Source organism: Flexivirga lutea, assembly GCF_054778955.1.
This window is the reverse complement of record NZ_BAAGZB010000001.1, coordinates 1,174,585-1,189,098: the sequence shown is the minus strand read 5'-3', so window position 1 is coordinate 1,189,098 and position 14,514 is coordinate 1,174,585. Positions and strand designations below refer to the sequence as shown.

The window sequence follows — 14,514 nt, the reverse complement described above, 5'->3', positions numbered from 1 at the left end:
CCTTTCGAGCTTCAGCCGTGTCTCGATAGCCGACGCCGCACGACGCTGGCCCCGTCCGCCAAAGCCCCCGAAGGTGAACCGCCTGATGTACGACTGTCCTCCTATGACGTGGCCATCCGGCACCCGTTCAAGACGCGCCTGGCACCGCTCATGCGGCAGGGCGGTCCGCCGGTGCCAGATTGCTCATCCGGCCGGGGGTCAGGTCCCAGGCCACGCCGTCGGCGGTGACGACCGCGAGGTATCCCTTGGCGTGGACCACGCCGTGATGCCGCGTGCACAACAGGGTCCCGTTACCGACGGCGGTGGGGCCGCCGGCCCACCAGGGAATGATGTGGTGTGCCTCACACCACCCCGGCGGCCGGTCGCAGCCAGGGAACGTGCAGTGCTTGTCCCGCACAATGATCGCCGTGCGCACCGCTCCGGTGAACAGCCGCACTTCCCGACCGACATCCAGTGGCTGACCATTGCCACCGAGAACCACCGGGATGATGTCTGCGGCACAGGCCAGCTGCCGCGCGGTGGCGGCGTCGAGCACCTGTCCGGTCGCGGTCACACCGAAGCCCTGTCTGCCGAGTCGACGCAGCAGGTTGTCCAGACCCATCGTCACGATCACCTTCGCGGTGGACCGCATCGCTTCCGGGTCGGCGCACCGTGCGGCCGCCCCGAGCAACTCCATCAGCGCATCGGCTCGGCGTTTGCCCGGGGTGCGCTCATCGCGGAGGGCGGCACCGGTCCGCGGGTCCTTGCCCGGCCGGGGAGCGGACAACGCGGTGATCGCCTCAAACATCTGCGCGGCGTGCGCGGGTGACAGGACTGCGATCATCTCCCTCAACCCGCTGGGCAGCTCACGCCAGGACAGTGACTCCGCGCGTTGCGCCCTCTCCTCCGCGTCCGGCAGCTGCTCGTCCCCGAACTCGGCGATGATCCGCTTGGTCAAGCCACGCAGATCGGCCCGGGTGCTGCCCGCCCGGGTCAGCTGCAGGTAGTAACCGAGCACCTGCTCCCGCCGGGCGTCCGGCAGGGCGACCATCGCCTTGGGCACCTCGGCCAGCACCGTCACCAGCATCGAGACGCTCAACTGGCCGGCCACGAACACTGCCCGCAAGGTCGCATTCTCCGGCCGGTTGATGGACTCCGCGGCCACCGTCAACCGGCTCGCCTCGGCCGGCTCCAAGAACGCTGCCCGATCGGTTAACCACTGCCGTGCCCCGCCGCTGCTCCCACGCCCGGACCCACGGCGGCACTCCTGCCAAGACCCCACCGGCATCCGGCACGGCATACGCCGACAGATCCACCGGGTCCGGAAACCCGCCGAACCGGGGACCATCCGACGCGGCCTCCCGATTTGCTCCCATGCTTTATCATACGTTTGTTCGATGTCTTGCGCAAGGGTCAGGCAGCGCAAAAGTCCCCAATATTCCAGTCCTGCAGCGGCTTTCGGTGAGTATGGCGAGACCTTGCCATGGGCTGAATGTCAGCGCGTTGCCGATTGGTGTGGACACGTTTCGGTGGACTGTCTTCGCCCCGCGCTCAGCATGGATCGCCGGGGCGGATCGTGCCGGCCCGCTGCAGGGTGACCGTGGTGAGACGCCGCACGAGCGTCGCAACCGACGAGCTGACCTCACCCCGCCGGTGATCAGTTCGCGCCGGGCTTGATCTCGTAGGAGGGGTTGAAGATCGTGGGGGTGCCCTTGAGGTAGGTCACCCGGCCGGTGACCTTCAGGTAGGTGCCCGGCTCGATGCCGGCGATCCTGCGCCGGCCGAGCCAGACCAGGTTCATGGTGCGGCTGCCGTCGTCCAGGTCGACGACCATGGCAGGCACCGAGTCAGCACGCGGGCGGAGGCTGACGCTGCGGACGGTGCCGCAACAACATGCGATGGACCGGTCGGCGGCGTCACAGATCGGGGTGGCGCCCAGCCTGCGGGTGCTCTCCTGCAGGTCGTCGTTCTCCAGCGAGTCGTCCGACTTGGTCAGCCGATCCGCGACCTTGCCCCACGAGGTCTTCCAGCTCATCTCAACGGACCTCGGTGATCTCCGGGCCGCGTTCGAACGGCTTGAAGTCGTCGGCGGTGTCGGACCGGTCACCGGTCTGATCCGGCGTGGCGTCGGGGTCCTGTGCTGCCGCGGCCTCGGCCTGCTCCTGCACGTCCTGCGGGATCTGCAGCGGCAGCATCTCGCGCGGCGCACGCGGCTCGCTGCCGCGCGTCACCACGGTCCGGCGCAGGAACTCGACCAGCTGGTCACCGGCGGCCTCGTCGATCGCGGCGTTGCCGGACAGCACGGCCCGCAGGAACCAGCGGGGGCCGTCCACGCCCACGAAACGGGCGGGCGCGTAGGTGGTGCGGCCGTCCGGCCCCTGCGTGGGCATCCGGGTGTGCAGCTCGATCCCGAGCGGGCCGAGCTTCTCCTCGGCCGTGCCACCACCGGCGAGCAGATTGTCGGCGATCTCGTCGCGAATGTCGTCCCACACGCCGCGGCTCTTGGGAGCGGCGAACGCCTGCAACTGGCACGCCGCGCCGTCGACCACAGCGGTGATGCCGGTGATCTCCTGCCCGGCGTCGTCGACGTCCAGCCGCAGCTCCATGCCGGCCACCGGGACGATCGCAACGGCACCGAAGTCGAGGTGTCCGTCGAGCTCCTTGATTTCGGAACGGTCGAACGGACCGTGGGACCGGTCGAGGTCGTGCGGACGAGGCAGTCGGGTGCGCGTGTCCTCGTGATCGCCGGCCGCGTCGGGGTCGGCCGCGTCGGCCGCATCGGCCTCGGCGTCAGCGGGGACGGTCGCCTCCTCGACGTCCGCATCGACACCGTGCTCGGCGTCCTGCTCGGCGTCCTGCTCGGCGTCGATGTCCTGCTCGGCGTCGGTCGCGACGTCGGCCGGGTCGGCCTGCGTGTCCTTGGCCTTGCGCCGGAAGAGTGCCACTGCGCTCGCGCCCCTTTGTGGTGGTTGCTGTCGGATGAATGAGGTCGGTGGTGAAGAGATCGTGCTGGGAAGACGTCAGCGGTCGCCGGAGCGACCGTGGTCATCTTTCCCAGTGTCGCCCCAGACGGACCGCCGACGCGAATCGACGGTCCGGAGCGTATGGCGGCAGGGCCGACTCGTGGCTCGAGTCGTCCCTGCCGTCGACTGCCGCATGTGTCAGGCCGCGCACTCCGTGCAGACCGGCAGTCCGCCGACCTCCTTGGCCAACTGACTGCGGTGATGCACCAGGAAGCACTTGGAGCAGGTGAACTCGTCGTTCTGTCGTGGGATGACCTGGACCGAGAGCTCTTCGCCCGACAGATCCGCCCCGGGAAGTTCGAAGCCTTCGGCCTGCTCCGTCTCGTCGACGTCGACATTCGCGGTGCTCTTGTCGTTGCGACGTGCCTTCAACTCCTCGATCGAGTCGTTGTCGATGTCGTCGTCGGTCTTGCGTGGAGCGTCGTAATCTGTTGCCATTGCGTGTTTTTCCCGTCTCCTCGTCGCCCAGCCCGCACGCGTGGGCGGAAATTTCGGTGTCCTTGCGCGCAATAACGCTGAACAGCCGCGTTTTGTGCCCGGACCGCCGGGGATTTTGCCTCATCCGACCAGCCGCCCAACAGGCGGGGTCCGATGTTTGTTCCGCAGCCGCTCAGCGGTCGACCATCGGAGACAGCTGTGTGACGAAGTCAGCGCCTCCCGCGACCACCAGCTCGTGGGTCGGAGCACGACCCGCCGGACCCTGCACGAGGCCTCCGGCCTCGGTCACGATCAACCACCCGGCCGCCAGGTCCCAGGGGTGCAGACCGGCTTCGTAATAGCCGTCCAGCCGCCCCGCGGCGACCGAGCAGAGGTCGAGCGCCGCGCTGCCGGCTCGCCGGATGTCGCGGACCTGCGGCACGAGTTCGGCCACCAGAGCTGCCTGCCGCGTGCGCTTGTCGACGTCGTAGCCGAAGCCTGTCGCCAGCAGGCTGAGCGCCAGGTCGGCCTGGGCGCTCACCTGCAGGGGGGTCGACCTGCCGCGGTGGTCCAGGAACGAACCGGCGCCGAGGGCCGCGTGGAAGAGCTCGTCCGTCACGGGATTGAGGACGGCACCGGCCACCGGCCGCCACGCACCGGGGGTGTGCACGTCGCCGACGCAGGCGGCGACGGAGACGGCATACGCCGGCAGCTGGTAGAGGTAGTTGACGGTGCCGTCGATGGGGTCGACGACCCAGCTGATGCCGGTCCGCGACGGCTGTGCGGCGCCCTCCTCGCCCAGCAGCCCGTCGCCGGGGCGGGCCGTCGCAAGCCGGGTGCGCAGCAGTTCCTCGCTGCGCTTGTCCATGACGGTCACGACGTCGGTCTGGGTGCTCTTGGTCGCCGCCACGCCGAGATCGTCCGGTCGCTCCTCGACGATGAGGTCGCCGGCTTCCCGGGCGAGGGTGCACGCGATGGTCTCCAGGTCGGCGATCTCGTCGGCCGACAGCTCCGGTGTCGTTGCGGTCATCGCGGATCAGTCCCTCCCGCAGGCGGCCGGTTTGGCCACGCGCAGGTTGGGGCAGCAACCGGGTGCGCAGATCGACGGCATCGCCTCGCCGGGCCAGGCGATCGCTTCCACCCGCTCCCCTCGCGCCTCGGCCGCGCGCTCCTCGACCAGGTCCACCAGGCCCATGACGAACTCGGCATCGGTGCCGACCGTCGGCACCCGTGTCATCCGCAGCCCGACCTCGTCGGCCGTCTCGGCGGCTTCGGTGTCCAGGTCGTGCACGACCTCCATGTGGTCGGAGACGAAGCCGATCGGGGCGACCACCACGTCGGTGATGCCGCTGCCGGCCAGTTGCCGCAGGTGGTCGTTGACGTCAGGCTCCAGCCACGGTTGCTCCGGGCGGCCCGAGCGTGAGCAATAGACCAGCGCGCCACTGAGGTTGCGATCGAGGGTGATGCCGGCCTCATCGAGGATGACGTGGGCGATCTCGTCGTGTTGGTGCTCGTAGAGGTTGCCCTCGCCGTCGCCGGGGCCGGAGGTGTCGTCCATGGCCGTCGGGATCGAATGGGTGACGAACACGACCCGCAGCTTGTCGTCGTCCGGCTGGCCGCTGGCGCGGACGGCGTCGGTCACGAGCCGCGCGTTGACCCTGGCGAAGCTGGGATGCGTGGCGTACTGCCGGATCTTGTCGACCTGCAAAGTGCGGCCCTCATTCGCCAGTTGCTCGAGCGCCCCGGCGATGTCCTCGCGGTACTGCCGGCACGAGCTGTATGACGAATAGGCGCTGGTCGTGACCACCAGCACCCGCTCTGCTCCGGAGTCCTGCGCCCCACGCAGCACGTCGACCAGGAACGGCTCGCTGTTGCGGTTGCCGACCAGCACGGGCGTCGAGTAGCCGCGCCGACGCAGCTCGGCCCGGATCGCCTGCTGCAGGGCACGCGTCTGGTCGTTGATCGGGCTGCGCCCGCCGCGGGCGTAGTAGTGCTCGGCGACCTCGGCGAGCCGCTCGTCCGGGATGCCGCGGCCGCCGGTGACCCGGCGCAGGAACGGCATCACCTCCTCCTCACCCTCGGGACCGCCGAAGGAGAGCACCAGCACGGCGTCATACGGCTCGAGGGCCAGGGACTCGCCCTCGGGCGAAGCCACGGGGTCGAAGGCCCGCTCGGTGGTCGGCTCGGTGGTCGGCTGACTGGCTGGTTCGGTGGCGGGCGCCTCCGGACGGTCGGGTCGCGCGGACGGCTCGGGGGGCTCCGCGATCGGCGAGGACATCTTGTGGCTCCTGCGAGGTGCGAATGGGGCCGGCGCGGGACGGCCGACAAACGCCAGCCTACGACGCCCGCCGGACGCTCGGCATGAGCCCGTCACGAGGTGGCCACTGGCCGTCGTCCGGCGCGCCCTGCCGGGTCCACACCGCGCGTCGTGGCATGGTTGGCTGCGGCTGATTGCAGCGAGACTGCAGCGGCGGACGGATCCGAGCTGGACTCGGCGCACCACGGGTACCTGGGAGATACGCACATGCGGGAGCTGCGACTGATCGGCGTCCATGACGACGGCGAACACCTGCTTCTCACCGAGGACGGTGACGACCGCTTCACGGTGCCGATCGACGACGCCCTGCGTGCGTCCTTGCGTCGTGCGGCGCCGGCGCCCTCGGCGGACGTCGACGTGGTGCCGGTGCCTGAAGAGCTGCGCCCGCGCGACGTGCAGGCCTTGCTGCGCGCCGGCGTCTCGGTGACCGACGTCGCCGAACGCGCGGCATGGACGGTGGACAAGGTCCGCCGCTACGAGGGCCCGATCCGCGCCGAGCGCGACCACGTGGCCGGCCTGGCCCGACAGCTCGCGGTGAGCGGCGGATCCGCTGGCCGCGCCGACACCACCTTCGGCGACCGCGTCGAACACCGACTGGACGGCCGCGGTGTCGAGGCGGACGACGTCGTCTGGGACTCCTGGCGCGGACGTGACGGCGACTGGACCGTGTTGGTCAGCTTCCCCGCCGGAGGCCGGCAGCGCCGCGCCACCTGGCACTTCGACGTGCGCAGCCGCACCCTGGAGCCCACCGACGACGAGGCACGCTGGCTCGGCGAGGACGAGGGCTCACCCGGTCCGTTGTCCGTCGGCGTCGGCCGCGAGTCATCGGTCTACGACGTGGAGGCCGAAGGCGGTCTCAACGCCGGCACGAAGACGTCGGTCCGCCGGGTGCGCGGCGGCCGGACCTCCGCCACCGCGGTGCCGCAGCAGTCGGCGGGTGGAACTGCTGCCACGACGGGCGCCACGGCCGGCTCCGCGCCGGCCGGCCAGCCGAAGGGTGGCGGGTCAAATGGTGGCTCGACGGGGGGCGCCCAGCAGGCCGAGCCCGGCGACGGCCCCGTCGACCTGGTGGCCGCCATGCGCGAGCGGTCCAAGAACCGGCGCCGCAAGGGCCGGTCGGCCGCACCGCACGACTTCCCCGAGGACGCGGCGCCGCGCGAGCACCTGGACACCTCCGGCGAGGCACCGCCGGTCGGCTCACACCCGCGCCCGGAGGACCTCGCCGCCGCGGAAGGCGCCGCCGGAACCCAGGACACCAGCGCACCGGCCGCGGCCAAGCCCTCGGTGGAGCGGCTGGGGCACGACCCGGTCACCGGCACCGCCGATCTCTTCGCCGATCTGGACGAGCCTGCCGAGTCGCAGCAGCAGGCGACGGATGTGGCGGCCGAGGACGAACACGCCGCCGACGAACACGCCGCCGACGAACACGCCGCCGACGAACACGCCGCGGACGACGGCAGCGAACCGGCCGAGACAGCACCGGGCACCGACACCGGCGACGCGGAGAGCCGGCCGGTCGAGACCGACCCGGTGGACACCGCACCCGTGGACGAACCGCAGGACGCCGAGCCGGACTCCGTCATACCGGACCGGCCGACCACGGCGCGCAAGGGCCGGCCGAGCGTGCCCAGCTGGGACGACATCATGTTCGGGCGTCGTCCCGGGCGCGACTGAGCGCGCACCGGGTCCGGCCGGCTAGCGCCAGCCGCCGGGTCGATCCCGCGGTGTCGGCTTCCGGCCCGCTTCGGGTGGCCGGTGCCGCGCCACGTCGCTGCGTCGCACGCTGATCGTCTCGGCCTCGTCGCGGGGCGTCTCGGCCTCATCATGCTGCTCCGGCGGCGCCGCGCGGTGTCCCGGCAGGTGCGGTGCTGCGGCGCGCACCCGGCCGGGCACCGGCAGCGAGCGCCCGCTGTTCCAGATCAGCACGACGGTGGCCCAGCCGACCAGCACGACCGCGGCGACGACCATGCCCAGCGACGCGTTGGTCGGTATGACGACGGCGATGATGCCGCCGATGACCCAGGCGAATTGCAGCAGCGTCTCGGAGCGACCGAAGACGCTGGTGCGCATGTGCTCCGGAACGGTGTTCTGGATCTGCGAGTCGAGCGCCAGTTTGCCCAGTTGTTGCCCGGTGCCGGCGACGAAGCCGACGGCGACGGCGGTCACCACGGTGAAGTGGGCGGCGGCGACGACCACCATCGCCGCGTCGGCGACGAGCGTGGACAGCACGATCGTCTTCGGGGAGGCGATCTTCAGCACCGCTCCGGCGACTGTTCCGACCGAGTTGCCGACGCCGGCGGCGCCCAGCACCAGGGCGAGCAGCAGCGTCTCCTTGCCCTCCCAGCCCGGGAACGGGTGACTGCGCACCAGGAACGCCAGGAAGATGGTCAGGAAACCGGACAGCCAGCGCAGCCCGGTGTTGGCACGCAGCGCGGTCACCACGGCCGGGCCGACGCCGCGGCCGGCGGCCTTGCCCGTCGTCAGGCCGGACGGTGCGGGCTTCTCCCCCACGGCCGAGTCGACCCGTGGCGGCAGCAGGACGGCCAGCACGGTGCCGACGGCGAACAGCAGCGCCCCGACGCGCAGCGACCAGGCGGCACCGCCGAGCTTGGCCGCACCACCGGCCAACGCACCGGCGACGCCGGCGCCGATCACACCGGCCAGCGACAGCCGGCCGTTCGCCTTCACCTGCGTCAGCTGGGGCGGCAGCACGCGCGGCACGGCCGAGGACCGGGTGACCAGGTAGGCACGCGACGCCACCAGCACACACAGCGCGACCGGGAAGAGCCACACCGAGTCGCGCTCGACCGCACCGGCGAGCACCCAGCACAGGAACGCGCGAATCGCCAGCGTGAAGCCGATGGCCCAGCGCCGGCCGTGCCGGAAGCGGTCCAGCAGCGGGCCGAGCAAGGGCGCCACGACGGTGAACGGCAGCATGGTGAGCACCAGGAAGAGCAGCACCTGACTCTTGGCCTGCGCCGAGGAGACGGAGAAGAAGACGGTGCCGGCCAAGCCGATGGTCACCGTCGCGTCACCGGCGGAGTTGAAGGCGTGGACCTGGATCATCCGCGCCAGACCGCTCTCCCCCGCACCTTGGGCCTCGCTGGCCTTGCGGGCGGCATACACGGTCTTCTTGCTGGCGGTCGCCGTCAGTCGAGCCATCGCTCCCGCGCCCCGCACGAAGCCACGGCCGGCCGCGAGCGCGGTGTCGCGGCCGGCGTGCGGGCTGTCGCCGTGCGGACCCCCGTCGTGCGGGCGTTCGTGCGGCACGCCGTCGTGGCGGCTGGTGCCACCGGCGTCCGGGGCGGCGGGCAGGGGTCCGCTGCCGCTTTCAGAGGGGTATGGCGCCCGCTGCGCGGGCCGGGTCCGTGGTGCCCGTGGGCCGGGCGGCATCGGTCGCGTGCGGGACGGCTGCGGGACGGGCTCGGTGAAGGCCCGGTCACGTTCGGCGCGGCGGCGTTGCCTGCCCGATCGGCCGTCCCGTGTCATGTGCCCATCATGCCAAGTGCGAGCCGGAATCTCCGGCAGCGGGCTCGGCGGCTCGCGGCTGGCTGCCCGGCAGCGGGCACAGGCCGAGATCGAAGGGCAGGACCTCGTCGGAGAAGGACTGCGCGCGTGCGGCGTGGGAGGTCATCCGTCGCATGTAGTGGCGGCGGCACAGCACTTCGTACTCGACCACGGCGGGGCTGCCCTGAGCAGTGTCACCGACGACGACCTGCTCGCCCTCGACAACCATGTCGCCATCGACCACCCGCGCGTTGTGCGTGGCCCGCTTGCCGCACCAGCACAGCGCTTCGACCTGCGGCACCTGGGTGCGGTCGGCCAGCTCGATCAACCGCCGGGAGCCCGGGAAGAGCTGGGCGCGGAAGTCTGCGGTGATGCCGAAGGTGAAGACGTCGATGTTCATCTCGTCGACCAGCCGTGCCAATTGCTCGACCTGGGCGGGCGTGTAGAACTGCGCTTCGTCGCAGATGAGGTAGTCGATGACCCGGCCACCGGTCGCTTGCTCGACGACCACCTCCCAGAAGTCGAGGGAGTCGTCGACCTCGATCGCCTCGTGTGACAGGCCCAGCCGTGACGACAGCACCGCGGAGCCGGCGCGGTCCAGCTTGGTGAACACCAGGCCGCGACGTCCGCGGGCGCGGTGGTTGTGGTCCATCTGCAGCGCGAGGGTGGACTTGCCGCAATCCATGGTGCCGGAGAAGAAGACGAGTTCAGCCACGGTCGGACAGCCTACGAGGGGCGTTCATCGCGCCGACAGGTGAATGAACGGCACGTGCTGCTCGGCGTCGGTGAGTGATCCGTGCTGGCCGATCAGGCTGACGATGCGGGAGTTCATCACCCGGGTGTCGACGAAGCCGATCGGTGCGTGCACGGCCACGATCACGTCACCGAAGCGGGGTAACACCTCGGGCGTCACCGGGCCGAAAAGCCCTGCGGCGGCTGCTTCTTCGCGCGTCATCACCCAGCCCTGATCGCCGACACGCGCCGACCAGGTCGCGGCGACGTCAGCGGCGGCGCCGGTGCGGCAGTAGAGCTGCAGACCCCGCGGCTCGCCGCCGACGAGTTCGATGCCGGCGCGCAGCTCGGGATCGTGCGCGATGTCGGTCTTGGCCGCGTCCGGCACGTCGACCATGCCGTGGTCGGCGGTCACCGTCAGCGAGGTGTCGTCGGGCAGCAGGGTGCGCAGCCGGCGCAGTTCGCCGTCGAGCAACTCGACCGCTTCGCCCCACTGCCAGGAGTCGCACCCGTGCTGGTGTCCGGTGCGGTCGACGTCGCCCCAGTAGAGATAGACCAGCGCCCGCGGCGTCGCCCGGACCGCCCGCACCGCCGCATCGACCGCCGCCGGAAGGTCCCGTGCGCCGGAGAACCGTGCGCCACGTAGCGCCGCGGTGGTCAGGCCGGAGCCGTCGAACTTGGCCGGGCCGATCATCGTGACGGGTATGCCGGCGGTGCCGGCGCGTTCGAACACGGTCGGATGCGGCTGCCACTGCTGCGGATCCGGGCCGTCGACCCAGTCGAGTTCGTTGAAGAGCCGGTCACTGCCCGGCACCCGCACCTGGTAACCGGCCAGGCCGTGGGCACCCGGCGGCAGGCCGGTGCCGAAGGTGCCCATGCTGGTGGCGGTGGTCGAGGGGAAACCCGCGGTCAGCACGCCGGGTATGGCGGGATCCTGGCTCGCCGCGGACACCCGCAGGAAGGGCGCGTGGCCAGACCGGGTCCGCAGCAGCTGCGCACCGAGCCCGTCCGCCAGGACGACGACGGCTCGTTGCGCGGGGGGCAGCGGCGCCCGGGTCGCCGCCGGCGCGAGGTCCGGGCCACCCAGCGACGCCACGACACGGGGCAGCACTCCCGCCAGGCCCCCCGCGTCGTATGACGGCGTGCCGGCTGCGCTGATCGCCACCGTCAGCGTCCGATGGCGGCAGACAGCGCGGCCGAGAACGTTTGCGCCTGCTGCAGATTGGCGTCACCGTCGGCGTCCGCGCTGACCCGGACGGTGACGTCGTCACCGGTGATGGTGCCCTCGTAGCCGTGGTCGGCGTCGCAGGTCGGGTCCGCACAGTTGGCTGGCAGCAGGTCCACCCGGGACACTGCACCCCACGAGATGGTCAGCGTCACTTCCCGGCCGAAAGAACCTTCGACATACCGCTCGGGGTCGGGCACGACGCGGCCGAGCATGACGCCGCGCACGCAGGACAACGGCACCGTCTCGCTGGTCGCCGTCGCCACCATCCCCAGGTGCTGCACCGGCGAGTCGGGTGTCGGGGCGTGATCGTCGGCGTGCGCCAGGATCAGTCGGCTGTCGGTCAGCACGAAGACTGTGACGTGGCGTCGGACCGTCTCGTTGTCGATCGTCGTCTCCGCGTGCACCAGATGCGAGGTGATGTTCTCGGTGCCGACCGCGGCGGCGACCACATCGGCCACGAGCAGCGGGAAGTAGCCCGCCTGCTCGATGTCGGCGAGGAGCCCGGTGGGCAGCGCCGACGCGGTGATCTGCTTGCTGGACGAAGACATGCCCGTCATTGTCGCAGGTACGCGCTCGGCAGTGAGCGGCGTCCGGAATCGGTGCGCACCGCCGGGGGCGCGAGCGTCACGGACGCGCCGAGCACCTCGAGGCCCCCGACATGCGTGTTGACCGGATTCAACTCCAGGGAGGCCACGTCGGGCAGTTGTTCGGCAAGCACCGAGATGCGTGCGACCAGGTCCTCCAATGCGCCCTGGTCGATCGCCAGGCCGCCCCCGCGGCCGTGCAGCAACGGCGCGGCGCGCACGGAGTTGATCAGCTCGCGCACGTCGACCTCGGTCAACGGCGGGATCCGATAGGCGAGATCGCCCATCACCTCGGTCGGGGCCCCGGCCAGGCTGAAGCGCACCACCGGCCCGAAGAGCGGGTCCTCGCCGGTCGCGACGATGCACGGGATGCCGGGAGTCGCCATCCGTTGCACGACCAGCCGATTGGCGTGCAGCGGCGCCAGCCGCTCGTCCAGCACGGTGTAGGCGTCGCGCACGGCGTCCGCATTCGCCAGGTCGACGCGCACGGAGGAGACCGGCTGGATGCGCACCAGCGGCGACACGGACTTGACCACGACCGGGTAACCCAGCTGCTCGGCGACCTGGACGGCTTCGTCGGCGGAGCGCACCGACGTGTGCGGCCACACCTCGATGCCGTATGCCGCCAGCAGCGTGCGGACCTCGGTCGCCGTCAGCTCCCGGCCGCCGGGTGATGCCTCGAGCACGGCGTCGACCAGCTGCTCCGCGGCGACCCGGTCGATGCCGTCGGGCAGCACCGGAGCGCCGCGATCGGTGGCCCGCCACTCGCCGTACCGGGTGGCCGCCGCGAGTGCGCGGACACCGTCCTCCGGGACGGCGTAGGAGGGCACGAACCGCTCGATCTGACTCCGCGGATCGGGGGCGGAGAGTGCGTCGGTGACGCCGCTGATGCCGAGGAACGTCGTCAGGCACGGCTTGGGGTGCCGTGCCGAGACGGTTGCGAGCGCTGCCGCGAGCCCGATGCCCTGGGCGATGGCCGGTTGCATGAAGGCCGTGATGACGCTGTCGACGTCCGGGTCGGCGAAGGCTGCCTCGACGGCGGTCTCCAGTTGCGCCGGAGTGCATTCGGCGGGCAGATTGACCGGCCCGTGGGTGATCTGCAGGCCCCAGCTGACGGCGTTGTCCGCGGCCAGCGCGCCCAGCGCGTCGGAGTTGCCGACGATCGCCACCCGCGGCCCGTGCGGGATCGGCTGGTTGACCACCAGTTGGGCCACGTCGAACATCTGGTGCAGGTTCTCCACGCGTATGACGCCCGCCTGGCGCAGCATGGACTTGAACGCATCCGGTGAGGTGTGGGTCGGCCGGACGCGGTGGCCGGGCGGAACGCCGTAGGACGACACGCCGGACTTGACCACGATGACCGGCTTCTGCAGTGACAGCCGGCGTGCGATGCGGGAGAACTTGCGCGGGTTGCCCATCGACTCCAGGTAGAGGCCGACGGCGGCGGTGCTGTCGTCGTCGATCCAGGCCTGCATGACGTCGTTGCCGGAGACGTCGGCGCGGTTGCCGGTGGAGACGAAGTCGGTCAGCCCGAGTCCGCGGCGGTCGGCGAAGTCGAGCACCGCGATGCCCAGGGCGCCGCTCTGCGCGAAGAGGCCGAAGCGTCCGTTGCCGGGCATCTCGGGCGCCAGGGTGGCGTTCATCCGCACGTCGTCGCGAGTGTTGATCAGCCCGAACGAGTTGGGGCCGGCGACGCGCATGCCGTGCCGGCGGGCGGTGCGGACCAGCTCCGCCTGCAGCCGCTCCCCCTCCGGGCCGGCTTCGGCGAAGCCGGCCGAGATCACCACCAGGGCCTTCACCTCGCGGGCCGCGCAGTCGCGCACCACCTGCAACACCTCACGCGCCGGAACGGCCACCACCACCAGCTCGACCGGCCCGGACAGGTCCCGGACACTCGGGTGGACCGTGACGTCGGGGATCTCGTGGTGGATGTTGCGGTTGACGGCATACAGGGTGCCGGTGAAGCCGCCCGCCTGCAGGTGTTCGAAGACACTGCGACCGAGGCCGGTGGGCTGAGCGCCGACACCGACGACCGCGATCGAGGCCGGGGCCAGCAGCGAGCGCATGCTGCGCGCCTCCGCGCGCTGCTCCCGCGCCGCGCGCACCGCTTGCGACTGCTCGGTGGGCTCGATCCGGAAGGACAGGGCGATGACACCGTCGTCGAAGCGGCGCTGGATCTCGAAGCCCGCGTCGGTGAAGACGCCCATCATCTTGTGGTTCTGCGGCAGCACATCGGCGACGAACTCCTGCACGCCGGCCTCCGCACCGATGGCGGCCAGGTGCTCCAGCAGCACCGAGCCGACGCCGCGGCCCTGGAAGTCGTCGGCGATGTTGAAGGCCACCTCGGCGCGCGGCCCGTCGGGCCCGGTCAACCGGTCGTAGCGCGCCACGCCGACCATCCGGCCACCGGCCTCCACGATCAGAGCGACCCGCTGGAGGTAGTCGACGTTGGCGAAGCGCTGCGCCTCGCGGTCGGACAGGTGTTTCAGCGGGGCGAAGAAGCGCAGGTAGATCGACTCGTCGGACTGGCGCTCGTGGAACTCCTGCAGCAGCCGGACGTCGTCGGGCCGGATCGGCCGCACCTGGGCGACCGAGCCGTCGCGCAGCACCACGTCGGCCTCCCAGTCGCGGGGGTAGCCCGGTGGCAGCTCACCCACGGGCTCGGTCGGTGCGACGCCGTCGGTCGAGTCCATGTCCCGAGCATGCCACTGTCGGCGGTCCGGTCGC

12 protein-coding genes are annotated in these 14,514 nt (G+C 71.2%); 1 reads left to right on the top strand and 11 read right to left on the bottom strand.

Going from position 1 to position 14,514, the window contains the following annotated elements; translation table 11 throughout:
- Window positions 1-148: 148 nt before the first annotated feature.
- The 6 genes from ACYVBN_RS05550 to ACYVBN_RS05525 all read right to left on the bottom strand — a co-directional run bounded on the left by ACYVBN_RS05550 (window position 149) and on the right by ACYVBN_RS05525 (window position 5,697).
- Window positions 149-1,267 carry an HNH endonuclease signature motif containing protein gene (locus ACYVBN_RS05550; RefSeq protein WP_460599632.1) on the bottom strand — a complete coding sequence of 373 codons (1,119 nt, stop codon included), beginning with the start codon at window positions 1,265-1,267 and terminating at the stop codon, window positions 149-151.
- Between the two features lie 369 nt (window positions 1,268-1,636).
- A complete protein-coding gene (locus tag ACYVBN_RS05545) occupies window positions 1,637-2,014 on the bottom strand; it encodes an OB-fold nucleic acid binding domain-containing protein (protein WP_460599631.1) in 378 nt (125 codons plus the stop codon).
- 1 nt (window position 2,015) lies between these two features.
- Window positions 2,016-2,924 (bottom strand): DUF3710 domain-containing protein, encoded by a 909-nt coding sequence (locus ACYVBN_RS05540; protein WP_460599630.1) that lies wholly within the window; start codon window positions 2,922-2,924, stop codon window positions 2,016-2,018.
- Window positions 2,925-3,140: 216 nt separating this feature from the next.
- Window positions 3,141-3,440 carry a DUF4193 domain-containing protein gene (locus ACYVBN_RS05535; protein WP_440281918.1) on the bottom strand — a complete coding sequence of 100 codons (300 nt, stop codon included), beginning with the start codon at window positions 3,438-3,440 and terminating at the stop codon, window positions 3,141-3,143.
- 172 nt (window positions 3,441-3,612) lie between these two features.
- Complete coding sequence (locus ACYVBN_RS05530) at window positions 3,613-4,449, bottom strand: inositol monophosphatase family protein (protein ID WP_460599629.1); 837 nt, start codon at window positions 4,447-4,449, stop codon at window positions 3,613-3,615.
- A 6-nt stretch (window positions 4,450-4,455) separates the two neighbouring features.
- Window positions 4,456-5,697 carry a ferrochelatase gene (locus tag ACYVBN_RS05525; RefSeq protein ID WP_460599628.1) on the bottom strand — a complete coding sequence of 414 codons (1,242 nt, stop codon included), beginning with the start codon at window positions 5,695-5,697 and terminating at the stop codon, window positions 4,456-4,458.
- 246 nt (window positions 5,698-5,943) lie between these two features.
- Between ACYVBN_RS05525 and sepH the strand changes: the two genes are divergently transcribed.
- Window positions 5,944-7,410, top strand: coding sequence for a septation protein SepH (gene sepH, locus ACYVBN_RS05520; RefSeq protein WP_460599627.1), 1,467 nt, complete (start codon window positions 5,944-5,946; stop codon window positions 7,408-7,410).
- Window positions 7,411-7,431: 21 nt separating this feature from the next.
- Here sepH and ACYVBN_RS05515 read toward each other — a convergent pair whose 3' ends face one another.
- The 5 genes from ACYVBN_RS05515 to ACYVBN_RS05495 are packed head-to-tail and all read right to left on the bottom strand — an operon-like array spanning window position 7,432 to window position 14,480.
- A complete protein-coding gene (locus tag ACYVBN_RS05515) occupies window positions 7,432-9,225 on the bottom strand; it encodes an MFS transporter (RefSeq protein ID WP_460599626.1) in 1,794 nt (597 codons plus the stop codon).
- A 7-nt stretch (window positions 9,226-9,232) separates the two neighbouring features.
- Complete coding sequence (locus ACYVBN_RS05510; protein WP_460599625.1) at window positions 9,233-9,958, bottom strand: thymidine kinase; 726 nt, start codon at window positions 9,956-9,958, stop codon at window positions 9,233-9,235.
- Window positions 9,959-9,982: 24 nt separating this feature from the next.
- Complete coding sequence (locus ACYVBN_RS05505) at window positions 9,983-11,140, bottom strand: alkaline phosphatase family protein (RefSeq protein WP_460599624.1); 1,158 nt, start codon at window positions 11,138-11,140, stop codon at window positions 9,983-9,985.
- A 2-nt stretch (window positions 11,141-11,142) separates the two neighbouring features.
- Window positions 11,143-11,751: a DUF5998 family protein gene (locus ACYVBN_RS05500; RefSeq protein ID WP_440281925.1), complete on the bottom strand. Its 609-nt coding sequence runs from the start codon at window positions 11,749-11,751 to the stop codon at window positions 11,143-11,145.
- Between the two features lie 5 nt (window positions 11,752-11,756).
- Complete coding sequence (locus ACYVBN_RS05495) at window positions 11,757-14,480, bottom strand: bifunctional acetate--CoA ligase family protein/GNAT family N-acetyltransferase (protein WP_460599623.1); 2,724 nt, start codon at window positions 14,478-14,480, stop codon at window positions 11,757-11,759.
- Window positions 14,481-14,514: the final 34 nt, after the last annotated feature.